At 72.7% G+C, this 23,963-nt stretch carries 24 protein-coding genes; 11 read left to right on the forward strand and 13 right to left on the reverse strand.

Translation table 11 applies throughout. The annotated features are described in order from the left end of the window. Positions 1-4 precede the first annotated feature (4 nt). Positions 5-496, forward strand: a complete 492-nt coding sequence (locus tag Q9R28_RS00415) for a DUF427 domain-containing protein (RefSeq protein ID WP_271826450.1) — start codon at positions 5-7, stop codon at positions 494-496. Positions 497-572: 76 nt separating this feature from the next. On the opposite strand, the gene Q9R28_RS00420 is transcribed toward Q9R28_RS00415, so the two are convergent. Then, entirely contained in the window at positions 573-905 is a 333-nt protein-coding gene (locus tag Q9R28_RS00420) for a hypothetical protein (protein WP_066653595.1), read from the reverse strand. A gap of 113 nt (positions 906-1,018) precedes the next feature. Here Q9R28_RS00420 and Q9R28_RS00425 point away from each other — a divergent pair, with 113 nt between their 5' ends. From Q9R28_RS00425 to Q9R28_RS00435, 3 genes are all read left to right on the forward strand, one after another. Then, complete coding sequence (locus Q9R28_RS00425; protein ID WP_066653598.1) at positions 1,019-1,405, forward strand: hypothetical protein; 387 nt, start codon at positions 1,019-1,021, stop codon at positions 1,403-1,405. Then, a complete protein-coding gene (locus Q9R28_RS00430; RefSeq protein ID WP_271826452.1) occupies positions 1,405-1,932 on the forward strand; it encodes a DUF6264 family protein in 528 nt (175 codons plus the stop codon). Before Q9R28_RS00425 ends, Q9R28_RS00430 begins: the two co-directional genes overlap by 1 nt. A 150-nt stretch (positions 1,933-2,082) precedes the next feature. Continuing rightward, complete coding sequence (locus Q9R28_RS00435; RefSeq protein ID WP_144411277.1) at positions 2,083-2,523, forward strand: hypothetical protein; 441 nt, start codon at positions 2,083-2,085, stop codon at positions 2,521-2,523. 2 nt (positions 2,524-2,525) lie between these two features. Here Q9R28_RS00435 and Q9R28_RS00440 read toward each other — a convergent pair whose 3' ends face one another. Both Q9R28_RS00440 and Q9R28_RS00445 read right to left on the reverse strand, forming a co-directional pair. Next, a complete protein-coding gene (locus tag Q9R28_RS00440; RefSeq protein ID WP_066653611.1) occupies positions 2,526-3,140 on the reverse strand; it encodes a hypothetical protein in 615 nt (204 codons plus the stop codon). Positions 3,141-3,395: 255 nt separating this feature from the next. Further along, complete coding sequence (locus Q9R28_RS00445) at positions 3,396-4,901, reverse strand: APC family permease (protein ID WP_311205257.1); 1,506 nt, start codon at positions 4,899-4,901, stop codon at positions 3,396-3,398. Between the two features lie 123 nt (positions 4,902-5,024). On the opposite strand from Q9R28_RS00445, the gene Q9R28_RS00450 reads away from it, so the two are divergent. Beyond that, positions 5,025-5,453, forward strand: coding sequence for a DUF6892 domain-containing protein (locus Q9R28_RS00450; RefSeq protein ID WP_209683174.1), 429 nt, complete (start codon positions 5,025-5,027; stop codon positions 5,451-5,453). Between the two features lie 303 nt (positions 5,454-5,756). On the opposite strand, the gene Q9R28_RS00455 is transcribed toward Q9R28_RS00450, so the two are convergent. Genes Q9R28_RS00455 through Q9R28_RS00465 form a run of 3 tightly spaced genes read right to left on the reverse strand, consistent with a single transcriptional unit; the run spans position 5,757 to position 8,564 of the window. Then, entirely contained in the window at positions 5,757-6,518 is a 762-nt protein-coding gene (locus tag Q9R28_RS00455; protein WP_311205258.1) for a hypothetical protein, read from the reverse strand. Next, the gene (locus Q9R28_RS00460; RefSeq protein ID WP_066658004.1) at positions 6,515-7,717 is read right to left on the reverse strand and encodes a glycosyltransferase; all 1,203 of its coding nucleotides are present in this window, start codon (positions 7,715-7,717) and stop codon (positions 6,515-6,517) included. Before Q9R28_RS00460 ends, Q9R28_RS00455 begins: the two co-directional genes overlap by 4 nt. Before the next feature lie 10 nt (positions 7,718-7,727). Further along, positions 7,728-8,564 (reverse strand): DUF429 domain-containing protein, encoded by an 837-nt coding sequence (locus Q9R28_RS00465; RefSeq protein ID WP_311205259.1) that lies wholly within the window; start codon positions 8,562-8,564, stop codon positions 7,728-7,730. A 312-nt stretch (positions 8,565-8,876) separates the two neighbouring features. Between Q9R28_RS00465 and ligD the strand changes: the two genes are divergently transcribed. After that, entirely contained in the window at positions 8,877-9,896 is a 1,020-nt protein-coding gene (ligD, locus tag Q9R28_RS00470; RefSeq protein WP_311205260.1) for a non-homologous end-joining DNA ligase, read from the forward strand. 47 nt (positions 9,897-9,943) lie between these two features. Here the strand turns inward: ligD and Q9R28_RS00475 are convergent, their stop codons facing one another. Continuing rightward, positions 9,944-10,087 carry a hypothetical protein gene (locus Q9R28_RS00475; protein ID WP_153257421.1) on the reverse strand — a complete coding sequence of 48 codons (144 nt, stop codon included), beginning with the start codon at positions 10,085-10,087 and terminating at the stop codon, positions 9,944-9,946. 101 nt (positions 10,088-10,188) lie between these two features. Continuing rightward, a complete protein-coding gene (locus Q9R28_RS00480) occupies positions 10,189-11,232 on the reverse strand; it encodes an ATP-dependent DNA ligase (RefSeq protein ID WP_311205261.1) in 1,044 nt (347 codons plus the stop codon). Between the two features lie 136 nt (positions 11,233-11,368). Here Q9R28_RS00480 and Q9R28_RS00485 point away from each other — a divergent pair, with 136 nt between their 5' ends. Then, the gene (locus tag Q9R28_RS00485; protein ID WP_311205262.1) at positions 11,369-12,412 is read left to right on the forward strand and encodes an MBL fold metallo-hydrolase; all 1,044 of its coding nucleotides are present in this window, start codon (positions 11,369-11,371) and stop codon (positions 12,410-12,412) included. A gap of 42 nt (positions 12,413-12,454) precedes the next feature. Here the strand turns inward: Q9R28_RS00485 and Q9R28_RS00490 are convergent, their stop codons facing one another. From Q9R28_RS00490 to Q9R28_RS00500, 3 genes are all read right to left on the reverse strand, one after another. Further along, complete coding sequence (locus Q9R28_RS00490; RefSeq protein ID WP_066653625.1) at positions 12,455-13,087, reverse strand: FMN-dependent NADH-azoreductase; 633 nt, start codon at positions 13,085-13,087, stop codon at positions 12,455-12,457. Between the two features lie 163 nt (positions 13,088-13,250). Next, the gene (locus Q9R28_RS00495; protein WP_311205263.1) at positions 13,251-15,038 is read right to left on the reverse strand and encodes a hypothetical protein; all 1,788 of its coding nucleotides are present in this window, start codon (positions 15,036-15,038) and stop codon (positions 13,251-13,253) included. A 162-nt stretch (positions 15,039-15,200) separates the two neighbouring features. Continuing rightward, complete coding sequence (locus Q9R28_RS00500) at positions 15,201-16,103, reverse strand: LysR family transcriptional regulator (RefSeq protein WP_209683161.1); 903 nt, start codon at positions 16,101-16,103, stop codon at positions 15,201-15,203. 81 nt (positions 16,104-16,184) lie between these two features. Here Q9R28_RS00500 and Q9R28_RS00505 point away from each other — a divergent pair, with 81 nt between their 5' ends. From Q9R28_RS00505 to Q9R28_RS00515, 3 genes are all read left to right on the forward strand, one after another. Next, on the forward strand, positions 16,185-19,655 hold the full coding sequence (locus tag Q9R28_RS00505) for a bifunctional proline dehydrogenase/L-glutamate gamma-semialdehyde dehydrogenase (RefSeq protein ID WP_311205264.1): 3,471 nt from the start codon (positions 16,185-16,187) through the stop codon (positions 19,653-19,655). Positions 19,656-20,015: 360 nt separating this feature from the next. Next, a complete protein-coding gene (locus Q9R28_RS00510; RefSeq protein WP_251154907.1) occupies positions 20,016-20,474 on the forward strand; it encodes a VOC family protein in 459 nt (152 codons plus the stop codon). A gap of 77 nt (positions 20,475-20,551) precedes the next feature. Further along, positions 20,552-20,989: a VOC family protein gene (locus Q9R28_RS00515; protein WP_209683155.1), complete on the forward strand. Its 438-nt coding sequence runs from the start codon at positions 20,552-20,554 to the stop codon at positions 20,987-20,989. A 24-nt stretch (positions 20,990-21,013) separates the two neighbouring features. On the opposite strand, the gene Q9R28_RS00520 is transcribed toward Q9R28_RS00515, so the two are convergent. After that, complete coding sequence (locus tag Q9R28_RS00520) at positions 21,014-21,634, reverse strand: QsdR family transcriptional regulator (protein WP_251154908.1); 621 nt, start codon at positions 21,632-21,634, stop codon at positions 21,014-21,016. A 63-nt stretch (positions 21,635-21,697) separates the two neighbouring features. Between Q9R28_RS00520 and Q9R28_RS00525 the strand changes: the two genes are divergently transcribed. Beyond that, on the forward strand, positions 21,698-22,891 hold the full coding sequence (locus tag Q9R28_RS00525; RefSeq protein ID WP_066653643.1) for an acyl-CoA dehydrogenase family protein: 1,194 nt from the start codon (positions 21,698-21,700) through the stop codon (positions 22,889-22,891). 179 nt (positions 22,892-23,070) lie between these two features. Here Q9R28_RS00525 and Q9R28_RS00530 read toward each other — a convergent pair whose 3' ends face one another. Then, on the reverse strand, positions 23,071-23,943 hold the full coding sequence (locus tag Q9R28_RS00530) for a patatin-like phospholipase family protein (protein WP_311205265.1): 873 nt from the start codon (positions 23,941-23,943) through the stop codon (positions 23,071-23,073). Positions 23,944-23,963 lie beyond the last annotated feature (20 nt).

A 23,963-nucleotide genomic window follows, 5' to 3' on the forward strand; every position in this document is an offset into this window, starting at 1 on the left:
CTGCATGCATCGTGCTGCTCGTGTCGAACCCGGTCCCGGCCAGGAGTCCGTCTGGGACTACCCGCGTCCTCCCGCCGTCGAGGCGGTCCCCGACCGCGTCGTCGTGCGGCTCGGCGGGACGGTCGTGGTCGACACGACCGACGCCGTCCGGGTGCTCGAGACCTCGCACCCGCCGGTGTACTACGTCCCGATGGCGGGGCTCGAGCTGCGTCCGGCGCAGGGGTCGAGCATGTGCGAGTTCAAGGGCCGCGCGCGCTACTTCGACGTGGTCGGCGGGGACGGCGTCGTCGCGCCCCGGGCGGCGTGGAACTACCCGACGCCGGAGCCCGGGTACGAGGACCTCCGCGACCGGGTGGCGATCTACCCGTCGGCGATGGACTCGTGCGAGGTCGGCGGCGAGACCGTGCAGGCGCAGGAGGGCGACTTCTACGGCGGGTGGATCACCTCGCGGGTCGTCGGACCCTTCAAGGGCGGGCCGGGCACGCTCGGCTGGTGACCGCCCGCCCGGCGGCGGCGACGGGACGGACGTTCGCCGCGCCTCCAGGCCGTCGACCGGTGGTGGATGACCGCGGTCAGCGGCGCGCGTAGGGCGACCAGAACGGCGGCGGGAAACCGCCGTCCGTCGCGAAGGTGAGCAGCTGCCAGGCCGTCATCACCAGGCCGAGGCCACCGAGCACCATCCCGATCCACGCCCAGACGCGTACGGCGCGACGCCGACCGGCGATCCGGACCGCGCGGACGCCGCAGAGCACGCAGACGATGCCGAACACGGCCTCGAGGAGCACGTGCCGCGCCATGTCGGCGGCGGGCACGATGATGCCCATCCAGAGCGAGAGGGGAGCGAGCAGCACGGCGACGGTCGCGAGGACGGCGGGCGGTTCGTGGTCGCGAGCGACGGCTGCCATGGGTCCGAACGTACCGACCCGTGGCCCGTTGCGCTCGCCTCCGGGGACGGCCGGTCCGCGCATCGCCGCGCGACGCGCCGGACGGACCCTGCGCGAGCGAGCACGATGAGGGCATGCGTTCCTTCGTCCGTGTCCTCCTCGGTGCTGCGCTCGTCTTCGCGGGCACCAGCCACCTCACCTTCGCCCGTCGTGACTTCCGCGCTCAGGTGCCGGACTTCGTGCCGCTCGACACGGACACGACCGTGCTGGCCTCCGGTGTGGCGGAGATCGGACTCGGCAGCGCGCTGCTCTTCACGCCGCGCAGCCGCCGGAAGACCGTCGGCACGGTCGCGGCCCTGTTCTTCACGGTGATCTTCCCGGGCAACCTGTCGCAGTGGGTGAACCGCCGCGACGCGTTCGGCCTCGACTCCGACGAGAAGCGCGTCGCCCGTCTGTTCGGGCAGCCGCTGCTCATCTGGGCTGCGCTCTGGTCGACCCGCGGGTCCGGTACGGGGCGCTGATGGCTGCCCCGGCGGCGTCGCAGGACCCGGACGTGTCGTCCGGGTCCGTCGGCGTGGCCGGGTCGGACGGGGCGGCTGCTGGGGTCGGGTCGGACGGGGCGGTCGCGTCGGCTGCAGGGGTCGGGTCGGACGGGGCGGTTGCGTCGGCTGCCGCGGTCGGCCGGGAGGCACGGCTCGCCGCCGGCACGCACCGCCGCGTCGCGGACGTGGTCGCCACGGTGCTGCTGCTCGTCCTGCTGGCCGTCGAGTCGGTGGCCGTCGGTGGCGGCATCGTCTTCCTGTCGATGGCGTTCCACTCGTGCGCGGCGCCGGGGAACACCTGCGACGCCGGGCTCGGCGGCGGGGTGGTGACCGTCGGTCCGGTGCTCGTCGTGCTGGTGCTCGTCGGGACGGTCGTCGGCTGCGTCCTGCGGCTCGTCCGGCGACGGCTCGCGTGGCCCCTGGTGCTGGTCGGCATCGCCGCGCAGGTCGTCGTGTTCTTCGCTGCCCTGCTGCTCGTCGACTCCGCCGTGCAGCACGGGTTCTGACGCTCGTCCTGCCGGGCTCCTGCCGGGCACCTGCCGGGGATCTGCCGGGCTGCTGCCGGTCTTCCTGCACAGGGTTTGGTCTCGGCATCGTCGTCCACAGATCGTCGGTGGACGCTGCTGCCCGCCGGGCTCGGGCCGCAGGCTCGGAGCATGTCAGGAACCGAAGTGCTCGACCAGCTGTTCACCACGTCCGCCCGGACCGACGCCGACGTCGTCGCCCTCGTCTCCGGGGTCGTCGGGCCCCCGATCCGGCGGCAGTGCTGGGTGCTCTTCCTCGACGAACGGGCGCTGCCGATCCCGTTCCTGCTGCCCGTGTCGGACCTGCCGCTGCAGCCGGACGAGCACGTCGAGGACTTCGCCACGCTGGTCGCGGAGGTCTGCGTCGACAACGCTGCGTCCGAGGTCGTGCTCGCATGGGAACGGCCGGGTGAGACGCAGCTGTTCCCGGTCGACTGGGAGTGGATCGACGCCTGCGCGTGCGCCTTCGCCGAGCGTGCGGTGCGACTGCGGGGTCAGGTCGTCGTGAACGCCACGGGGGCGTCGATGGTCGAGCTCCACGACGCCGAGGAGCTCGGGCCGGTGCTGCGGTGACCTCAGCCCTGGGGAGCGGTGTCCGGCACCGACTGCCCCGTGAGACCCTCGACGACGGCCTTCGCCTCCGGCCAGAACTTCGCGTAGTGGTCCGGGTCCGCGTTGATCTGCACCGCGTGCGCCATCTGGGTCGGGGTCATCGTCTTCCACCCCGGCGTCTTCACGAGCTTCGCGTAGAACATCGTCGCCGCCGTGTACGGGTCCATCCGCTGCTCGTACGTGCCCCACGCGCCGTTGTCGCGCTGCTGGAAGAGCCCGCGGCTGTCCGGTCCTGCGGCGTCCCCGTGGTCGAGGTTCACCAGGCTCGACTCGCCGATCGCGGTCATCACGCCGACGGCCTGGGTGTGCGGGCCGATGCCGAGCGCCTGAGCGGCCTCGATCACGTACGCGGCGTTCACCAGGCGGTCCTGGCAGAAGCCGGCGACCGGGCCTGCGGGCACCACGATGCCGCCGATCGTGCGCGAGGCGACGTCGGGACAGGCGGGCGCCGCGGTCACGGTCTTCGCTGCGCCGGTCAGCGAGTGCACCGCGATGACGACGACGACCACCACGCCGATGACGGCCGCGACCACGCCTGCCCCGAACACCGAGGCGATGGTGATGCCGGCGCGGCGCATGTCGGGGTCCTTCCGGGCGGGCGGTCCGTCGCGAGTACCGGACGGTCGGGTGCAGGGCACGACGAGCGTACGGGCGTCGGCTGGGAACCGCAGCCGCCCGATCGGGGGTGTCGGCGGCACCGTGCTCCCGGTCGGTCTTGTCGGCGGCGCCCGTCTCCGGTCAGTCGCGTCGGCGGCCGGACCGGAACGCAGCCGACAGCGAGAGCAGGACGATCGTTCCGATGGCGATCGCGAAGATGACCTCGGACGCCTCCATCAGCCGTCCCGGCGGTGGCCGTCCGCGTCGCCGTGTCCGCCGTCGCCGTCCTCGTGGTGCCGGTGGCCGGTGCCCGGTCGGACCACCGCGGTCGGCTCGGTGACGAGTCCGGTGGGCGCCTTCTCGGTCTGCTTCCGTCCGTGCGTGAACCACGTGAGGAGCCAGAGCAGGACGCCGAGCCCCAGCAGTGCGCCGGCGATCTGGTACTGCTGCGCGTCGCGACCGGACGAGAAGGGGAGGACGAGCCACAGGCAGGTGACCACGCCGATGACGGGGATCACGACACCGGCCCGGAAGTGCTTGTGCCCGACGCGGTCGCGACGGAGCACCAGCACCGAGAGGTTCACGACCGTGAAGACCGAGAGCAGGAGCAACGAGGTCGTGCCGCCGAGGACCACGACGATGGGGGAGTCCGGGTCGAGCGAGACCCAGCCGATGAGCAGCAGCGAGATGACGGTGGTGAAGACGATCGCGGTCGACGGCGTGCGACGCGCCGGCGACACTCGCGAGAGGAAGCCTGGCAGCACGCCCTGCTTGCTCATGCCGTACAGCAGCCGGGACGCCATCATCATGTTGATCAGCGCGGTGTTGGCGACCGCGAACATCGAGATGAACGGCAGCAGGTCGGCGATGGGGAAGTCCGGCGCCGCGGTCTGCACGACCGTGACGAGCGGGGTCTCGTTGCCGGCGAGCTCGCCGATCGGCACGACCGCGACGGCGCAGATCGACACGAGCACGTAGATGACCGCCGTGATGCCGAGGCCGGTGAGCATCACCTTCGGGAAGATCCGCGACGGGTCCTTGGTCTCCTCGGCCATGTTCACCGAGTCCTCGAAACCGACCATCGCGAAGAAGGCCAGCGAGGTCGCGGTCGACACCGACAGCAGCAGCGTCTTGTCCTCGGGGGTGTCGAACATCACCACGCGCGAGAAGTCCGCGTTGCCACCGGCGATCGCCCAGAAGCCGATGAGGATCACCATCACCAGACCGGACAGCTCGACCAGGGTGAGCACCACGTTCGTCTTGACGCTCTCACTGACCCCGCGGAAGTTGACCGCCATCACCGCGAGCATGAACCCCATCGCGATGAGCATCACGACGCCGTTCGGCAGCTCGAGGCCGAAGCCGGCGCCGAGGTTCGCCGCGAACGCCCGCGAGGCCGTGCTCGCCGACGTGATGCCCGAGCACATCACGATGAACGTGACGATGAAGGTGACGAAGTGGATGCCGAACGCCTTGTGCACGTAGAGCGCGGCGCCCGCCGTCTGGGGGTACTTCGTCACGAGCTCGAGGTACGAGAACGCCGTGAGCAGGGCGACCGCGAAGGCGATGAGGAAGGGGAGCCATGCGGCACCGCCGACCTCGGCGGCGACCTGGCCGGTGAGCGCGTAGACGCCCGTCCCCAGGATGTCGCCGACGATGAAGAGCAGCAGCAGCTTGGGACCGATGACGCGCTTGAGCGTGGGCTGCTCCTGCTGCGTCGCGTCCGACTTGGTGGTGGTCATACGTCAGCCTTTCCCGAGGGATGGCACTCTGTCTACTCTCACAGGAAGATCGACGCCGGCTGCAACACGCCCGTGATGCGATCGCGCGGTCGCTCACGGGCTCCGGTGGCTACGCTCCGGGGCATGCACGACGATTCCGACACCACCGAAGAGCCCGTCGAGTTCGCCGACTTCAACGCCAAGCTGCTCGTGCTCGACGTCCTCTGCTACGACCTCGACGTGCTGGAGCCCTACGACGGCGACGAGGACGAGGACGCCGGTGAGGACCTCGACGTCGAGGGACAGGACGACCGCGCTCGCGAGTACTACGACGACCTCGACCTGCTGCCGTCGCACTTGGCGCTGGTGACCGAGCTCACCGTCGACTCCGACCTCGAAGTCCTGCAGGACGTCCACCCCGGGTGGGACGGGTCCGACGACCGCTACGACCCGCAGAACTGGGACGACGTGCTCGACCTCCCCGCGCTGACGACCGTGTACGCCGCCGCGCCGCTGCCCGCGCACGTGACCGAGCGCCTGGCAGCCAAGGGCGTCGAGGTCCGCTCCGCCTGAGCCCGCGACGCTCGGGCGCCGAGGCATCGCAGCCGCACACTGCGCGCGGGCCCGCGCGACACCGGGGTTGTCGTCCGACAGCGGCATCGTCGTTCCGCCCGCACGGCGAGCGTGCGCGCACACCCGCCCAGGACCGCAGCGCGACATTGCACGCTTCGATCGACACGCGGAACGTCGACCCATGTGGAGGCACCTGGTGCGTGCGCATGGTGCGACACCGCACCCGTCGATCGACGGGTGCGGTGTCGAAGTCCGCGTGTGCACGCCCTGCCCCAGCGCAACGGCCGCCCGGCGGGGACCGCGCTACCCCTGCAGCGCCCGCACCTGCTCCGTGAACTGCGCCGCGCCGCCCTGCGCCGGGTGCCGCACCGCCACGGCGTCGATGCCCGCCAGCGCGAGCGCCCCCTGCGCCTTCCGCCCGACCGCGACGACCCGCACGTCCCGGCGGCGACCGGCACGATCGGCGGCACGAGCGTCCCGCAGCGCCTCGAGCAGCGCGAGTGCGACCGGAGCACCGTCGCGGACCTCGGCCGGACGCGGGGTCCGGTTCGTCTGCCGGTCGCTCGCGACGAAGGGGTGGTGCGGGAAGATCGCCCAGGCGAGGGGGAGCGGACCCGACCAGTCCTGCAACGCCGCGTGCACGACCCGGGACGACGCCTCCCACGGCGCGGTCGGCTCCGGCGGCACGAGGACGTCGAAGCCGAGCGTGCCGAGCTCCCGCATGCTCGTGAAGGGGATGCCCGTGTTGGTCATGCCGCGCCAGCCGGGGGCCTCGGCGACGAGCACGGTGTCGGCCGCTGCCCCGACGTGGGACAGGTAGGCCGACAGGTTCGTACGTCGTAGTCGCCCCTCGGCCGAGTCGGTGGAGTAGAGCGCTTCGGCGTCCTCGGCCACCGGCACGGCGTCGAGCGCAGCCCAGAACCCCGACAGGTCGAGCCCGCCAGCCGGCCCTGTCAGGTCGAGCCCGTCAGCCGACGCCGCCGGGGCGAGCGCGCCAGCCGACCCCGACGGGTCGAGCCCGCCAGCCGACTCCGGCCGCTCGATCCCCGCGCCTCCGGCCGTCACGAGCGTCCGAGCACCCGCCGGTACACGTCCTCGAGTCCGGCCGCCGAGCGCTCCCAGCTCAGGCGCTCGGCGTGCTCCCGACCCGCGGCGGCGAGCCCGGCCGCGTACGTCCGATCGGTCAGGATCCGTTCGATCTCCGCAGCCCAGTCGCCCGGGTCCCGGGACTCGAGCACGACCCCGGTCTCCCCGTCGACCACGGCCTCCCGCAGCCCACCGGCAGCCGCCGCGACGACGGGCACCCCGGAGGCGGAGCCCTCGAGCGCCACGAGTCCGTAGGTCTCCGAGTGCGACGGCACGAGCACGGCCGCTGCGCCACGGAACAGGAACGCCAGGTCGGCACGCGACTGCGGACCGACGAAGGTCACGCGGTCGGCGATGCCGTGCGCGGCGGCGAGCCGACGCAGTTCGTCCACGTAGTCGCCTGCCTCGCTCGAGGCGTCGCCCGCGATGACGAGGGTGGGGCGGACCTCCTGGCCGATGCCCGCGACCGCCTCGATCGCCAGGTCGAGCCCCTTCAGCGGCTGCACGCGTGCCGCCGCGACGACGTACGGTGTCTCCGCGCGGCGCGCGCCGGCGCCGGCGGGGCGGAAGACGGACCCGTCGACGCCCGGCGGGACGATCCACGTCCGCGACTCGTCGCCGCCGAGACGCGTGCGGACGGTCGACGCCTCGGCGGACGACACGACGACGACGGCGTCGGAGTCGCGCGCCAGCATCCGCTCACCCGCGGGACGGCCAGCGGACTCGGGACGCTCGCCCTCGGACAGGGGAGTGTCCGACTCGGCCGCGATGGAGTGGAAGGACTGCACGTGCGGGATGCCCCGCTCGCGGGCGACGGGCAGGGCGGCGACGCCGGAGAACCAGTGGTGCGAGTGCAGCACGTCGTAGGGGCCGAGTTCCTCGAGGCCCGCCCGGAACGGCTCGATGAACGCGTCGTGCTCGCCCTTCGGCACCGGCTCAGCGGGCCCGGCGGACAGGAACCGCAGGCACACGCCCGGCACGAGCGAGACGCTGTCCGGCTGCGTGGGCGCCGACCGCCGCGTGATGATCTCCACCTGGTGGCCGCGGTCGGCCAGGGCCTCGGCCTGGTGTCGGACCACGACGTTCATGCCGCCGACCTCGCCGGAGCCGGGCTCGTCGCCGGGGGAGGTGTGCAGCGACACCAGCCCGATGCGCAGGGGTTCGCTCGTGGTGCTCACGGCGTCGAGCCTAGCCGCGCGGCCGCCGCTGCGACCCACGCGCGGGTGCCACCACGACGGGCCGGCGGCCCGCCTCGTCCGGTGGATCGGACGGGAGGCCCGGATCACCTCCCAGCACCTGCACCCGTTCGTCGCCGTGCCGCTCCCAGAACGCGGCGGTCCAGGCGCACAGGGCTCCGTCGAGCAGGTCCTCCCGGTGCTTGTGCGTCGGCCCGTGCAGCACCGACGGGTCGGCGAGCCCGGCCGTCAGGGGATGGGAGTCGAGCAGCAGCGGCGGGTCGAGCGGGGTCGTGCGCAGCCGGTGCACGAGGTCGTCGAACGCCTCGGCGCGCCGCTGTCGGGCCACGGCGGCCGGGAGCTTCAGGTCGAGGCGCTTGTACCGCGGACGCTCGTCGTCGTAGCCGAGCTCCTCGACCCCCACGAGGGTCGTGTACGGGTAGCACTCGAACGCCGCCGGCCCGGTGCGCTCCCGCACCGCCGCGGTGTCGCTGACGTAGCCGATCCCGAGGTCCGTCAGCCGGTCGAGCAGCCGTGCCCCGGCGCTCGCCGCCGAGGCCAGGTTCGTCGGGTTCGCCGCGACCCTCCACCGGCCGTAGCGTTGCCCGACCTGCCGCTCGGCCTCGCGGATGCCGCTCGGGTTCGTCACCACGAGCGAGGCGTCGACGGCGACCAGGGTCCGTCGCCCGAGGTGCGCCGCGATCCAGTCGGTCACGGCGTCGACCCCGCGGGCCCACCCGGCGTCCGTGATCGTGCCGTCGTCGGCCATCGCGACGAGACCGGTCTCGTTCGCGGGCTTCCGGTCGCTGCCGAGGCCCCACGCCAGGTCCACCCCGAGGTACGCCGTCACCGGTCCATCGTGCCCGGCGTCGCTCGAACGACGCTCCACGCCCGTTGCCGTGCCGCTCGCCGGCCCTCCGCAGCCGCCCCTCTGCAGCCGGTCCCTCCACGGCCGTCCCCGAGCGGGCAGGACATGCCGCGCGTGGTGCGACGAGCGGGCGGAACACGTCGGCCGACGGCGGTGCGCGTGACAGATACGGCCCGCTCGGCGCAGAGAGCTCGGCGGAGAGAGCTCGGCGGGGAGAGCTCGGCGGAAAGGGCGGGGCCGAGGGCAGGGCGGGGCCGGGGACGCCCGGAGCGCCGGCCGTGTACGGTCCGCTGCATGGCGAGCGAGGCGACGACGCTGACGGTCCCGGGTCCGGACGGCGACCGGGAGGTGCGGATCAGCAGCCCGTCCCGCGTGCTCTTCCCCGAGGTCGGCATCACGAAGCTCGACCTCGCCGAGTACCTGGTCGCCGTCGGGGAGCCCTTCGTCCGGGCCAACGGGGACCGACCGATCTCGCTGCAGCGGTTCGGGTCGGGCATCGACGGGGACTCGTTCTTCTCGAAGAACCCGCCGAAGGGTGCTCCCGAGTACGTGCGCGACGTCGTCGTCACCTACCCGAGCGGCCGGTCACACCCGCAGCTCGTGGTCGACGAGCCGGCGGTCGCGGTGTGGGCAGCGCAGATGAACACCGTCGTGTTCCACCCGTGGGCGAGCCGCGCCGCGGACTCCGACCACCCCGACCAGCTGCGCATCGACCTCGACCCGCAGCCGGGCACCGACTTCCACGACACGGTGCCGGTCGCGCACGAGCTCCGGAAGGTGCTCGACGAGGTCGGGCTCACGGCGTGGATCAAGACCAGCGGCAACCGCGGCCTGCACGTGTTCGCACCGATCCGGCCCGAGCACGAGTTCCTCGACGTCCGTCACGCGGTGATCGCGGCGGCGCGGGAGCTCGAGCGGCGGATGCCCGACCGTGTGACGACGGCGTGGTGGAAGGAGGAGCGCGGGCAGCGCGTCTTCGTCGACTTCAACCAGGCGAACCGCGACCGCACGATGGCCGGCGCCTACAGCCCGCGAGCCCTGGCACACGCGAGCGTCTCGACGCCGATCACCTGGGACGAGCTCGACAGCGTGGACCCGACGACCCTGACGGTGACCACGGTCCCGGAACGGCTCCGGACCCTCGGCGATCCGTGGGAGTCGATGCACGCGGAGCCGGGCGACATCGCTCCGTTGCTCGCGTGGTGGGAGCGGGACCTGGCGTCCGGGCTCGGCGAGCTGCCGTTCCCGCCCGACTTCCCGAAGATGCCGGGGGAGCCGCCGCGCGTCCAGCCGTCCCGGGCCAAGAAGGCCTGAAGCGCGGAACGGACCGTGCGAGACGGACCGGCCCTGACCGGGCCGGCTCAGGCCGCGGCGACGTCCTCGGCGCGGTGCTCGGGCTTCGCGACCCGGCTGGTGTGCATCGGCAGCGTGACGCTCGCCGTGTGCAGTCGCGTCAGGCGGGACCAGGTGCCTCGGTTGGCGTCGCTGATGCCGTCGATGATCATGTCCCGCTCCCGTCTCCACCGCGCCCCCGGATCCCCGTCCGGAAGTCACTAGTTAGCCTAACTACTGCGAGCATATTGACGCGCGGCGGCCGGTGCAAGCGCTAGGACAACACGTCGCGCAGGTCGTACGCAGATGGGACATCGAGCTGATCGAACCCGCACGACCGGGCGTCGCGGTCGGGCCGCCACCGCTCGAACTGCACCGTGTGCCGGAACCGGTCGCCCTCCATCTGGTCGTACCGCACCTCGAGCACGCGTTCCGGCGCGAGCCGGACGAACGAGGTGTCGCGACCCGACGAGAACCGCGACCGTTCCCCGTCACCGGTGACGGGCCTCCCGTCCGCATCGCGGAGCACGACGGGCTCGAGCTCCTCCACCAACTGCTGCCGCCGGCGGTCGGTGAAGGCGGAGACGCCGCCGACCTGGCGGAGGTCACCGTCCGCGTCGTACAGCCCGACGAGCAGCGAGCCGACGCCGCTGCCGCTCTTGTGCACGCGGTACCCGATCGCGACGACGTCGGCGGTCCGGTGGTGCTTCACCTTGAGCATGGTGCGCTTGTTCGGCTCGTACGCTTTCGCCCGGGGCTTGGCCACGACGCCGTCCAGGCCGGCGCCCTCGAACGTGGTCAGCCACTCGCGGGCGAGGTCGACGTCGAGCGTGGTGCGGGTGACGAACAGCGGGTCGGTCATGCCGTCGGCGAGTGCCTCCAGCCGCTCGCGCCGCTCGTCGAACGGCAGGTCCAGCAGCTCCGTCCCGTCGACGGCGAGGAGGTCGAACGCGACGAACTGTGCGGGGGTCTCGACGCTCAGCGTGCGGATGCGCGACTCCGCGGGGTGGATCCGCTGGGAGAGGGCCTCCCAGTCCAGGTGCTCACTCCCCGGCTCGCCGCTCCGCAGGACCACCTCGCCGTCGAGCACGACGGGGTGGTCGCGTCCGCCGAACTGCGCGCGGAAGGCCTCCACGAGCTCCGGGAAGTACCGGGTGAGCGGCTTCGCCCCGCGGCTGCCGATGGTGACGTCGTCGCCGTCGACCGTCACGATCCCCCGGAAGCCGTCCCACTTCGGCTCGTACCGCAGCCCGCCGCGGACGCTGTCGGGGTCGGGCACGGTGGCGACGGCCTTGGCGAGCATCGGTGCGATCTCCATGTGGCCTGTCTACTCGCGGTCGCTCCGCCGGACGGGAGGCTCGGCTCGGCGCCGTCCGTCCGTCGCGACGCGCACGGGTCCCGACCGGGAGGCGCGGCCCACCCCGGCGCGCTGGCGTCGTCACTAGGGTGGTCGCGTGACGACCGTGCCCCCGCCGGCAGCGCCGGCACCGGAACCGATCAGCCCCGTGCAGGCCGCCGCGCTCCGCGACGGCGTCCTGCCGCCCGTCGAGCAGGTGCGCCCCGGCGTCTGGACCCTCGCGGTGCCGTTCCGCGGGGGCGTGCCGGACGCGACCCTGTCCTACGTGGTGGAGGGGACCGACGGGACCCTCGCCGTGATCGACCCCGGCTGGGCGGAGGACGACGAGCTCGCAGTGCTCCGCGCCGGTCTCGCGGCGATCGGGCGCTCGGTCGACCAGGTCGGACTCGTCGTCGTGACGCACCTGCACGCCGACCACCTCGGTGCTGCCGCCGCGCTCCGGCGTGCGAGCGGGGCTCGGATCGCGATGCACCGGCTCGAGGTCGAGGCCCTGCGGCGGGAGCGCGAGGACGCGGCCGCGAACGACGCCGACATCGCCGGGTGGGGGCTGCCCGCGGAGCTGGTCGCCGGCGTGGTCGCCGCGTGGGGGAGCGGACGACGGATCGGCCTCAGTCGCGCGGTCGAGCCCTTCGCGGACCTGCTCGTGGCGGACGGCGACGTGCTGCCGATCCCCGGGCGCGAGGTCCGGGCGCTGTGGACACCGGGGCACACCGCCGGGCACCTGTGCCTCGTCGACGAGGGCGACGGGCTGCTCTTCACCGGCGACCACGTGCTGCCGCGCATCAACTCCGGGATCGGACTCGGCGGCCGGACGACCACGAACCCGCTCGGCGACCTCCTGTCCTCCCTCGCACGGCTCGACGGGTACGGCGACCTCGAGGTCTGTCCGGGGCACGAGTACCGCTTCCGCGACGTCGTCACGCGTGCCCGGACGCTCGCCCGGCACCGAGCGGAGCGTTCGCACCACGTCGCCGCGGCGCTCGACACCCTGACGTCCCCGACCCTGTTCGAGGTCGCCTCGCGCGTGCCGTTCAGCGGGGGGATCGACTCGATGACGGGGTTCCTGCTCGCGAGCGCGCTGACGCAGACGGCCTTCCACGCGGACCTGCTCGGCCGGGCGGACGAGATCCGGCGAGACTGAGATCGGTCCGGCTGACGCCGGTCCGGCTGCCTCCGGTCCGGCTCAGACGACCGTCGCGGCGAGTCGTTCGAGCGTGGTCCGGGCGTCGGCGAACTCGGCCGACGCGTGCTCGGCGAGCGGTGCGAGGTCCGGGATCCGGTCCGCGAGGGTGGCGCTGACGGTCACCGGGTACAGCTTCATGCCGAGCGCCGTCCCGAGGATCAGGTGCAGCACGGGCGAGCCGTGGTCCCAGGTCTCGGTCGGGGAGCCGGCGTCGTAGGTGGCGCCGCGGCTGACGACCGTCACGACCGGCCGACCGGCGAGCGGCTGGACGTCGCCGGCGAGGACCCCGGGCACGTGGACCCGGTCGATCCAGGCCTTGAGGGTCGACGGCACCGTGTAGTTGTACAGCGGCGCCCCGACGACGACGGCGTCCGCGGCGAGGAGCTCGTCGATGACCTCCTGGCGGAGTGCCTCGGCCTCGGGCGCGACGGACTCCTCGGCGGTGCGGTCGGACGCTGCCCAGTGCAGTGCCGAGGTCTCGAGGTGCGGGAGCTGGTCGACGTGCAGGTCCCGGCGCACCACCGTGTACTCCGGGCCGCGGGCGCGCCAGGCGTCCGCGAACGCGGCGGTCAGGGCGCGCGAACGCGAGTGGGCGAGGTCGGCGGAGGAGTCGATGTGCAGCAGCGTGGGCATGCGGCCCACGCTACCGACGCGTGCCCCGGTCGGACGGGCAGCCGACGGCCCGTGTCCCCGTGGACGTGGAGCGGCCCCGTCGTGTCCGCGAGGGACACGGCGGGGCCGCGGGAGGAGCCTCCCGGCCGGGCCACGGTGTGACCGACCGGCCGGAGGCGTCGTGTCAGTGCTGCGCTCGGCGGCGACGCAACATCCCCGCGCCCAGCAGTCCGGCACCCGCGACGAGCAGGCCGAGCGTCCACGCGACGGGTGCTGACACGTCGGTGCCGGTGTACGCGAGGCGACCGGGCGTCGGACGCGTGATCGGTGCTGCGGCGGCGGGCGTGGTCGGGGTGAGGGCCGGCGCGGCGGTCGGGACGACCTCGACGGCGAACGACGTGCCCTGCATCGACGGTGCCGACACCGTCAGGGTGTGCACCGAGGCATGCGGGAAGGTGACGGAGGCACCGCCACCGTCCTCGTCGTCCAGGCGCTCGATGACGTCGGTCGCGACGTCGGACGTGACCGTCTCGACGACGATCGGGTCGCCGTCCTCGTCGAAGTTCTCGACGTAGTTGCCGAACCGGTCGACCGGCTGTCCGGAGACGAAGAGCGTGCCGTTCTGCTGCACCGTCGGACGGCCGCCGTCCTGGATGTCGATCGCCGACCAGAGATCGTCCTCGTCGAGGTCGATCGTGATCGTCGTGACGTCGCCCCGGGGGCTGATGACCCACAGGACGGGCCGCTGGGTCTCGAGGGTCGCTGCGTCGCCCGTGGTGACCAGGAAACCGGCGGGCTTGCCCGGGGCCACCGTCAGTTCGACGTACTGCGTCGTGGAGACCGTGCCGCTCGTCGCGGTGACGGCGAAGTCGTAGGAGAACGCGAGGTCGGTGGAGCCGCTCAGGACACCGGTCGCCGGGTCGAAGGTGAAGCCCTCCGGCAGCTGGACCTCGGGCCCGGACTCTTCGTCGTCGCCCTCGTCCGCCTGCCAGCCGGAACCGACCGCTCCGAAGGCGTTCCGCTGCGCGTTCGCTGTCGCGTGTTCCTGCGCTCGCTGCTGTCCCTCCGTCGAGACGACGGTGTCGTCGCCGTCCTCGTCGTCCCAGTACCAGTCGAGCCGGTAGCTCGGCGCCGGGAAGCCGTCGGCGTGGAAGGTGTACGAGAACCGCTCGCCGGCAGTGGCGTCGAGGTACTGGGGGTCGTCGACGTCCGCGCCCTCGACGATCGGCTCGCCGGACTCGTCGACGAACACCGGGGCCTGCGTGATCGTCTCGGAGGTCGCGCTCGTCGTGCGGGCGGCCGAACCGTCGGTCGGCGTGCCCGTCACGGTCACGGTGACCCGCTTGCCCGCGAGCGCCTCGTCCAGGGTGAGCGAGTCGACCTTCGCGAGCGTCGCGGCACCGGGCTCGCCGTCGATCGTCCAGACGAACCGGAAGCTGCCGTCCTCGTCGAACCCGGTCGGCTTCGCCTCGAGGGTGTTGCCGGTCCGGGCGTCGCCGACGATGGTGACGGCGGGGGCGTCCTGCTGCGTCTCGGTCGGGGCGTCGGTGGGTGTCGTGTCGACCGTCGGGGAGCCGGACGCCGGGGCCGTGCTGCCGGTGCTGCCTGGCGTGGCGCCGGTGCCGGTGCCGGTGCCGGTGCCGTCGGTGTCGGGCATCGCGCCCGAGGTGTCGGTGCCGGTCTCGGTGCTGCCGTCGGGCGCGGTGCCCGCAGCGGTGTCGTCGCCCGAGCCGGTCGTCGCGTCGGTCCCGGCGGTGGCCTGGCCGCCGTCCGGGTCCTGCGTGCCGGTGCCCTGGCTGCTCGAGGCGGCCTGGTCCCCGCTCGTCGCTACCTGCGAGCTCGACACCTGGTCCGCCGGGGCGGCGGAGGCGGCGGTCGCGGTCATGATGCCGAGGCCGGTCGTGAGACCGACGAGGGCGATGGTCGTGCCGACGGCACAGGCGCGTCGGACGGTGGAGGTGCTGCGGCGCACGTCTTCCCCCTGGTTCGTGTCCGGTCGGGTGCCGGACCTGAGGATCGGCCGAGCATCCTCGACCTGCTCGGATCGTAGGGTGCGCAGGTCTCCGAACGCGCCGTCGATGTGCAGTTGTGACCTGAGTTGGGGGAGTTGCGGGTTCCCGCCAGGCTCCGCAGGTCAGCGGTGCACGGACGCCGCCGCGCGTTCGAGGGCGTCGCGGAGCGCACGGACCGCCGGGGAGGACGACCCTGCGGCGCGGACCACGGTGAAGATCGTCCGTCGCGGACGATCGGGCAGGTCGACGAGCCGGCACGTGGTGGTCCGACCCGTCCACATCAGGTCGGGCATGAGGCTGACGGCGTTCCCGGACTCGACCAGGCGGATCTGGGTCTGCAGGTCGGCGGTCTCGTACCGCACGTCGGGCTCGAAGCCCCACCGGCGGCAGACCTGCTCGGCGAAGTGCCGCGACGCCGTGCCGCGGGGCTCCATCACCCACGGCATCGCCTCGGCGTCCTCGATGGACGACACCGGTGCCAGGGCCGTGTCGACCGGCGGCAGCGCGAGGCGCACCTCGTCCGTCGTCAGGTCCGACCGGTGCAGCCCGGACAGGTGCGGCGCGGTGTGTGCCGGGTACTGCTCGGCGATCACCATGTCGAACTCGCGGGCCCACGTCTCGTGCAGTGCCGTCTCGGGCTCGCGCTGGACCATCTCGATGCGCACGTCCGGGTGCGCGACGGCCATCTCGTGCAGCGCGTTCGGCATGAGGGCGAGGGCGGCCGACTGGAACACCGCCACGCGGACCCGTCCCTGCACCGTGGGGAGCGACGACTCCACCTGCGCCTGCGCCTGGTCGAGCACGTCGAGCACGTGCCCGGCGGCCTGCACGAGCACCTCGGCCTGCGGGGTGAGCTGCAGGCGACGGCCGACCTTGCGGAGCAGGGGCACGCCGGCCTCACGCTCGAGCACGGCGAGCTGTTGCGACACCGCGGACGGCGTGAAGTTGAGGGCCTCCGCGACGGCTGCCACGGTGCCCCGGATCGAGAGCTCCCGGAGGAGGACGAGACGACGGACATCGAGCATGCAGAAACAGTAGCTGTCCTGCACGGTACGCATCAGCAGGAGTTGCTTCCGCTTACGCTTCTCGAACTCCACACTGAACCCATGACCGACCTCCAGGCACGCGACGCCGAAGCCGCACCGACCCCGCACGACGACCTGGCGGACCAGTCCGTCGCCCTCGTCCGCCAGTGGTTGGCCGAGGCCGAGACCTACCCGGTCGACGGCTCGGCGAAGCAGCTCGCAGGCGTCCTCGCCGACCCGGCCGGGCTCGACTTCGCGGTCGGGTTCGTCGACGGCGTCGTCCGGCCCGAGGACCTCGGGGTGGCCGCCCGGAAGCTCCGGCAGATCGCGCCCGGTGCGCCGGGGTTCCTGCCCGCCGCGCTCCGCGGGCTCGTCCGGCTCGGCGGTGGCATGGCCCCGGTGCTGCCCGGTGTCGTCGTCCCGATCGCGCGGCGGGTGCTCCGCGAGATGGTCGGACACCTCATCGTCGACGCGACCGACGCCAAGCTGGGGCCGGCGATCGCGAAGGTCAAGCGCGACGGCGTCCGACTGAACGTGAACCTGCTCGGCGAGGCGGTGCTCGGTGAGAAGGAGGCCTCGCGCCGGCTCGAGGGCACGCAGCGGCTCCTCGCCCGTGACGACGTCGACTACGTCTCGATCAAGGTCTCGTCGACCGTGCACCCGCACTCGCCGTGGGCGTTCGACCACGCCATCGAGGACATCATCGCGAAGCTCCGCCCGCTCTTCCGTCGCGCCGTGCAGAGCTCGCCGCGCAAGTTCATCAACCTCGACATGGAGGAGTACAAGGACCTCGACCTGACGATCGCGGTCTTCACGAAGCTCCTCGACGAGCCGGAGTTCACCGACCTCGAAGCCGGCATCGTGCTCCAGGCGTACCTGCCGGACGCGCTCGCCGCGATGCAGCACCTGCAGGAGTGGTCGGCCGCTCGTCGTGCCCGCGGCGGTGCCGACATCAAGGTCCGCCTCGTCAAGGGCGCGAACCTGCCGATGGAGCAGGTCGAGGCCTCGGTGCACGGGTGGCCGCTCGCCACCTGGCACACGAAGCAGGACTCGGACACCAACTACAAGCGCGTGCTCGACTGGGCCCTCACGCCCGAGCGCATCGCGAACGTGCGCGTCGGCGTCGCCGGGCACAACCTGTTCGACGTCGCGCACGCCTGGCTGCTCGCCGGGGAGCGCGGCGTCCGTGACGGCATCGAGTTCGAGATGCTGCTCGGCATGGCGCAGGGGCAGGCCGAGGCGGTCCGTCGCACGGTCGGCTCGCTGCTGCTCTACACGCCGGTCGTCCACCCGGGCGAGTTCGACGTGGCGATCGCCTACCTGATCCGACGGCTCGAGGAAGGCGCGTCGCAGGAGAACTTCATGTCGGCGGTCTTCTCGCTGGCGTCGTCGCCCGCGCTCTTCGCCCGCGAGGAAGCACGGTTCCGCGACTCCCTGGCCCCGCTCTCGCAGCCCGGCGGCCTGGACGCCCCGGCGCCGCACCGCGTCGGCGACCGGTACGCGGCGGTCGAGCGGCCCCGCCCCGGTCACTTCGAGAACACGCCGGACAGCGACCCGTCGGTCGCGACGGTCCGCGAGTGGGGTGCGGCGATCACGTCGCGCGTCGCCACGTCGACGCTCGGGGAACGCGCCGTCCAGGAGGCCCGGCTCACCTCCGCCGAGCAGCTCGAGACCGTCCTGGGTCGCGTCCGCGCCGCCGGGACCGAGTGGGGCTCGTGGTCCGGTGCTGCGCGCGGCGCGGTGCTCCACGCCGTCGGCGACGCGCTGGAGGCGAACCGCGCCGCCCTCGTCGAGGTCATGGCGGCCGAGGCCGGCAAGACGATCGACCAGGCCGACGTCGAGGTGTCCGAGGCGATCGACTTCGCGCACTTCTACGGCGAGCTCGCCGCACAGCTCGACGACGTCGACGGCGCGTCCTTCTCGCCTGCCGCGCTGACGCTGGTCACGCCGCCGTGGAACTTCCCCGTCGCGATCCCGGCCGGCTCCACCCTGGCCGCCCTCGCTGCCGGCTCGGCCGTCGTGCTGAAGCCCGCGCCGCCGGCCGAGCGCTGCGGTGCCGTGCTGGCGACGGTCATCGAGACCGCGCTCGACGCCCACGGCGTCCCGGCCGACGTGCTCGCCTTCGTCCAGGTGGCCGAGGACGACCTCGGCAAGCAGCTCGTCGCCGCTCCCCAGGTCGACCGGGTGATCCTCACCGGCGCGTACGAGACGGCCGAGCTGTTCCGGTCGTTCCGTCCTGACCTGCCGCTGCTCGCGGAGACGTCGGGCAAGAACGCGATCATCGTCACCCCGTCCGCCGACCTCGACCTCGCGGTCAAGGACGTCGTCGCCTCCGCCTTCGGGCACGCCGGGCAGAAGTGCTCCGCCGCCTCGCTCGTCGTGCTCGTCGGGTCCGTCGCTTCGTCGCGCCGCTTCCGCTCGCAGCTCCTCGACGCCGTGTCCTCGCTCACCGTCGGGTACCCGACCGACCCGACGACGCAGATGGGGCCGATCATCGAGCCCGCCGCCGGCAAGCTGCTCGAGGGCCTGACGACGCTCGGCTCGGGGGAGTCGTGGGCGGTCGCACCGAAGCGCCTCGACGACACCGGCAAGCTGTGGAGCCCCGGTGTCCGCGACGGCGTCCGGCGTGGTTCGGCGTTCCACCGCACCGAGTACTTCGGCCCGATCCTCGGCATCATGACCGCGAAGACCCTCGACGAGGCGATCGACATCGTGAACGAGGTCGACTACGGCCTGACCTCAGGACTGCACTCGCTCGACGCGTCCGAGATCGGCACGTGGCTCGACCGGATCGAGGCGGGCAACCTCTACGTGAACCGCGGGATCACCGGTGCCATCGTGCGGCGGCAGCCCTTCGGCGGGTGGAAGAAGTCCGCCGTCGGAGCCGGCACCAAGGCGGGCGGGCTGAACTACCTGCTCGGGCTCGGTTCGTGGTCGCCGGCACCGGCGTCGGCCGGTGGGGCGACGTCCGCCCCCGTGCGCTCGTTCCTCAGCGCAGCCGGGGTCACGTCGGAGTCGCTCGAACGTGCCGCCGCGTCCGACGAGCAGGCCTGGTCGTCGCTCTTCGGTGCAGCGGTCGACGTCTCGGCACTCTCGGCCGAGCGGAACATCGCACGGTACCTGCCGTACCCCGGAGTCCACGTCCGCCTGGCGTCGGCGGAGGAGCCCGCGGTCGCCGACCTCGTGCGTGTCGTGGCCGCGGCGGTCCGCGCCGGGACGACGATCGACGTCTCGTCGGTGGCCGCGCTGCCGTCGGTCGTCGCATCGGCCGTCCGCGCCCTCCCGAACGTCCGGTCCGTCGCCGAGGGGCAGTCCGACGAGGCCTTCGCGAAGCGCGTCGAGCGTGGCGAGTCCACCCGCGTGCGGCTCGTCGGCGGCGACACCGCGGCGCTGACGACCGCGATCGGTGGCCGTCCGGACGTCGCCGTGTACGGGGAGCCCGTGACCGAGGCCGGGCGGATCGAGCTGCTCCCGTTCCTCCGCGAGCAGGCGGTGTCGATCACGGCGCACCGCTTCGGCACGCCGAACCACCTCACCGACGCGCTGATCTGACCGGCGTCGGGCGGCTCGACCGGGCCGCCCGACGCGCGGGCGGCCGGAGTCGAACCACGGAAGCGACATCGAACCAGCACCGGGCGCTGGTTCGATGTCGCGTTCGTGGTTCGATGCGCGAGGCAATCCGTGCGCCTTCCGGACCGTCGGACGCGTGGGGGACGGTACGCCGTACCGTCTGGCAGCCGCGCTGCGTACCGTCGATCGCATGTGCGAGTCCGTCCAGTGCCCGGTGTGCGGCAAGACCTCGTGGACCGGCTGCGGCGACCACGTGCGCGATGTCTTCCGAGGCGTCCGACGTCGAGATCGCTGCACGGGCCACGGGCTCCCTCGGCACGTCCTCGACACCGCGGGCTTCCGGTGAGGACGGCCGACGGCGGCATCGTCGATCCGCAGGGGTTCGCGCACGTCCGGTTGACCGTGACGGACATCCGACGGAGCAAGGCGTTCTACGCACAGCTGTTCGGCACGGCCCCCGGGAGCGACTTCAGCGACGAGATCGACGACCCCACGATCCACGACGACCCCTGGCGGACGTACGGCGGGTGCTCGTTCACGTTCCACGGGCAGACGCTCGGGCTCCGACCGGTCGCTCCCGCGGGGGACCGCTTCGACCCCGACCGGGTGGGCCTCGACCACCTCAGCCTCCGGGTCCGGTCCGTGGACGACCTCCACCGCGCCGTCGAACGGCTCGACGCGGCGGGCATCGTGCACGGGGCGGTGACGGACCTCGAACCGTTCGGACTCGTCATCCTGTCGCTGCAGGACCCGGACGACATCAACCTCGAGCTCGCGGCGCCGCGACCGTCGGACGCCTGACCGACCGGGTGCGCCGGGCTGGCCGGTAGCCGCACGCTGCCCGGTGTCGCTCAGCCCTCCGGCGTTGGCTCGGGTGCATGAGCGAACAGATCGTCAAGCCCCTCGGCCTCGCCCACGTGCGGGTCACCGTCACCGACATCCACCGCAGCAAGGCCTTCTACGAGCAGCTGCTCGGTACGGCACCGGCAATGGACTTCAGCGAGCACGCCGACGAGCCCGGCATCACCGAGGACCGTGAGCGGCTCTACGGCGGCGCGATCTTCCCGGTCGGCGACCAGCTCTTCGGGCTGCGTCCGGTCGCGCCGAGCGGACAGCGCTTCGACCCTGACACCGTCGGCCTCGACCACGTGAGCTTCGTCGTGGGTTCCGTCGACGAACTGCACGCTGCTGCCGAACGCCTCGACGCCGCCGGCATCGAGCACGGCGAGGTCACCGACCTCGGGGACGCCGGCATGGTCATCCTCTCGGTGCAGGACCCGGACGACATCAACCTGGAGCTCGCCGCGCAGAAGTGACCGGACGGCGACGGGCCCCGGCCGTCACGGGCGGAGGATGTAGGCGAACGTCGTCCTCGCCCGGACGGGATCGGGGTCGTCGCCGGAGATCAGGTCCGCGTAGGTGAACGACTCCGACACGCGGACCAGCAGCCGTGCGAGCTCCTCAGCGGACAGCGGTGCCGGGTCGAACGCCCCGGCCTCCTGTTCCGTCGCGATGACGGAGGTCACGACGGCGACGAACCGGCGCTGCACGTCGCTGTCGGTCGTCGTGAGCAGGCGCAGGGCGCGGCTCGGTTCGCGGGTCAGGAAGGCGCGGAAGTACGGCGCGCGGATGAGGTCCGCCGTGAAGCGGTCGAGCACGTCGACGATCCGCGCCGCGCCGGACGGGGCCGCCGCCCGCCCCGCGGCGTCCAACGTCGGTACGGCGAGCGACCACAGGATCTCCGAGAGCAACTGGTCGCGGTTGCCGACCCACCGGAACAGCGAGGTGCGGTCGACACCGAGCGACGATGCGAGCGAGCCCATGTCGATGCGCGCTCCGTCGATGAACGCACGTCGCGCCGACCGGAACGCGCGCTGGGAGTCGCCGTGGGCCTCCAGTCTGGCCGCGAGCGCGCTCGGGACGAGCGTCGACCCGAGCGTGCCGAGTGGTTCGTTCCTCACCGTTCCCCCTGAGTGCCGATGCCGATCTTGCAACGTTTTCGAGAATGATGCATCGTTGGTGCCATGTCAACGTCGATCACCGACACGCCTCTGCTCGAGTCCGACTTCTACCGGTTCCAGGAGGGGCTCACGGCCCGTGAGCGGGAGTCGCTCGGGCAGCTGCGTGCGTACCTCGAGGCCGAGGTCCGTCCGATCGCCGACCAGTACTGGGCCCGTGCGGAGTTCCCGGTGCAGACCATCGCGCCGCTCGCCGAGCTCGGCATGTACGGCCCGGGCATCCCGCTCGTGCGGCACTTCGAGAACTCGGCCGTGTACCGCGGGTGGGCGGCGCTCGAACTCGGTCGCATCGACGCCGGCGTCTCCACGTTCATCGGGGTGCAGTCCGGCCTCGCGATGAACTCGATCGCCGTCGGCGGCAGCGACGAGCAGCAGCAGGAGTGGCTGCCGCGGATGGCTCGCGGCGAGGTCGTCGGCGCGTTCGGGCTCACCGAGCCGCTGTCGGGCAGTGACTCGGCGCGAGGGCTCCGCACCACGGCGCGGCGCGAGGGCGACACCTGGGTGCTGGACGGCGAGAAGCGGTGGATCGGCAACGCGACCTTCGCGGACGTCGTCGTGATCTGGGCGAAGGACGTCGCCGACCAGCAGGTCAAGGGCTTCCTCGTCACCACGGACACGCCGGGCTTCACCGCCACCAAGATCGAGGACAAGATCGCGCTGCGCACCGTGCAGAACGCCGACATCGTGCTCGACGGCGTCCGGGTGCCCGAGTCGCGCCGACTCCAGCGCGCGGACTCGTTCCGCACCACGGCGGCGGTGCTCCGGCTCACCCGTACGGAGGTCGCCTGGCAAGCCGTCGGCATCGCGATCGGTGCCTACGAGGCAGCGCTCGCCTACGCCCGCGAGCGCGTGCAGTTCGGCAAGCCGATCGCCGCGCACCAGATGGTGCAGGACCTGCTCGTGCGGTCCCTGATGAACATCACCGCGTCGATCGCGCTGTGCACGCAGGCCTCGGCGATGCAGGACCAGGGGATCGGCGGCGACGAGCACTCCGCGATGGCGAAGGCGTTCGCGACGGCGAAGATGCGCGAGACCGTCGGCTGGTGCCGCGAGGTCCAGGGCGGCAACGGCATCGTCCTCGACAAGGGTGTCGCGCGGTTCTTCTCCGACGCCGAGGCGATCTACTCGTACGAGGGGACGCGCGAGGTGAACACGCTCATCGTGGGCCGGGCGATCACGGGCGAGGCCGCCTTCGTCTGACGGCTGCCGCCCGTCCTCGCGACGTTGCACGCGTCGATCGACGCGTGCAACGTCGGAGCATGCGACCGCACCCGGTGCGCGTGCATCGTGCGACACCGCACCCGTCGATCGACGGGTGTGATGTCGCGGACGGCGCGCTCGAGACCTGACGGGCGACCGCGTCGGCCGACCGTCGACGGCTACGCCCAGAACGCCGCGATCGCCTCCGCCGCCGCCTCGCCCTGCCGACGACCCTCGGTCGCCGAGGGCGCCTGCGTCGACAGCGACAACGAGTTCTCGCCGAACGCGTGCTGCGCCCCGCTGTCCGCCACGATCGTCTCGACCGAGCTGCCGCCGGCCCGCAGGGACTCCACCGCCAGGTCGAGCCACGGCCCGAGCGGCGACGGTCCCTCCGGCCCGCACGCGACGACGAGCACGCGCTCGTACCCGGCGGCGACGTCCGCGTTGGTGGCCGAGCGGAGGCCACCGTCGTAGTGCGGGACGCCGTCGATGTGCACGGGGGACCACACGAACGGCACGGAGCAGCTCGCGGCCACGGCACGGGGGAGCGGGACGCCCGACTCCGCGGTCAGCACCCGGAACGCCCCGTCGAGGGCGTCGATCGTGGTCAGTGCGAGTCGCTTCTCCGGCCAGTCGGTCGACGGCAGCGTCTCGGCGAAGGTCGCGGTGCGCTCCTCGTCGGACTGCCCGGTGACGACCTGCTGCGCCACGGCACCGAGCCGCGCGCGGGCGTCCTGCTCCGAGGTGGCGCCCGCGAGCACCTGCAGCAGGCGGTCCTGGAAGTCCTCGCCGGCGATCCGCTCCGGCTCGACGTAGGTGCTCGGCAGCGGCGCGTGCTGCTGCTCCCACGCCTGGGCCACGGCGCCGGCGCGGACGAACGACCCGACGACGCTGCCGGCGCTCGTCCCGACGACGAGGTCCGCTGCATCGAGGTCGACCCCGGCGTCCTGCAGGGCGGAGAGGACCCCGACCTCCCACGCGATGCCGGCGACGCCGCCACCCCCGAGGACGAGTGCTCTGGTTCCGGGCGCGGGCGTCGAGACGTCGGTCATGGGTCCTGTGTACCAGGTGG

The sequence above is a fragment of the Curtobacterium sp. BRD11 genome (genome assembly GCF_031844345.1).
Taxonomy (GTDB): Bacteria; Actinomycetota; Actinomycetes; order Actinomycetales; family Microbacteriaceae; genus Curtobacterium.

Excerpts from the sequence above, each read along its gene's own strand:
- Q9R28_RS00415 (WP_271826450.1), top strand. The coding sequence starts at position 5 with ATGCATCGTGCTGCTCGTGTCGAACCCGGTCCCGGCCAGGAGTCCGTC.
- Q9R28_RS00420 (WP_066653595.1), bottom strand. The coding sequence starts at position 905 with ATGGCAGCCGTCGCTCGCGACCACGAACCGCCCGCCGTCCTCGCGACC.
- Q9R28_RS00425 (WP_066653598.1), top strand. The coding sequence starts at position 1,019 with ATGCGTTCCTTCGTCCGTGTCCTCCTCGGTGCTGCGCTCGTCTTCGCG.
- Q9R28_RS00430 (WP_271826452.1), top strand. The coding sequence starts at position 1,405 with ATGGCTGCCCCGGCGGCGTCGCAGGACCCGGACGTGTCGTCCGGGTCC.
- Q9R28_RS00435 (WP_144411277.1), top strand. The coding sequence starts at position 2,083 with ATGTCAGGAACCGAAGTGCTCGACCAGCTGTTCACCACGTCCGCCCGG.
- Q9R28_RS00440 (WP_066653611.1), bottom strand. The coding sequence starts at position 3,140 with ATGCGCCGCGCCGGCATCACCATCGCCTCGGTGTTCGGGGCAGGCGTG.
- Q9R28_RS00445 (WP_311205257.1), bottom strand. The coding sequence starts at position 4,901 with ATGACCACCACCAAGTCGGACGCGACGCAGCAGGAGCAGCCCACGCTC.
- Q9R28_RS00450 (WP_209683174.1), top strand. The coding sequence starts at position 5,025 with ATGCACGACGATTCCGACACCACCGAAGAGCCCGTCGAGTTCGCCGAC.
- ligD (WP_311205260.1), top strand. The coding sequence starts at position 8,877 with ATGGCGAGCGAGGCGACGACGCTGACGGTCCCGGGTCCGGACGGCGAC.
- Q9R28_RS00475 (WP_153257421.1), bottom strand. The coding sequence starts at position 10,087 with ATGATCATCGACGGCATCAGCGACGCCAACCGAGGCACCTGGTCCCGC.
- Q9R28_RS00480 (WP_311205261.1), bottom strand. The coding sequence starts at position 11,232 with ATGGAGATCGCACCGATGCTCGCCAAGGCCGTCGCCACCGTGCCCGAC.
- Q9R28_RS00490 (WP_066653625.1), bottom strand. The coding sequence starts at position 13,087 with ATGCCCACGCTGCTGCACATCGACTCCTCCGCCGACCTCGCCCACTCG.
- Q9R28_RS00500 (WP_209683161.1), bottom strand. The coding sequence starts at position 16,103 with ATGCTCGATGTCCGTCGTCTCGTCCTCCTCCGGGAGCTCTCGATCCGG.
- Q9R28_RS00505 (WP_311205264.1), top strand. The coding sequence starts at position 16,185 with ATGACCGACCTCCAGGCACGCGACGCCGAAGCCGCACCGACCCCGCAC.
- Q9R28_RS00515 (WP_209683155.1), top strand. The coding sequence starts at position 20,552 with ATGAGCGAACAGATCGTCAAGCCCCTCGGCCTCGCCCACGTGCGGGTC.
- Q9R28_RS00525 (WP_066653643.1), top strand. The coding sequence starts at position 21,698 with ATGTCAACGTCGATCACCGACACGCCTCTGCTCGAGTCCGACTTCTAC.
- Q9R28_RS00530 (WP_311205265.1), bottom strand. The coding sequence starts at position 23,943 with ATGACCGACGTCTCGACGCCCGCGCCCGGAACCAGAGCACTCGTCCTC.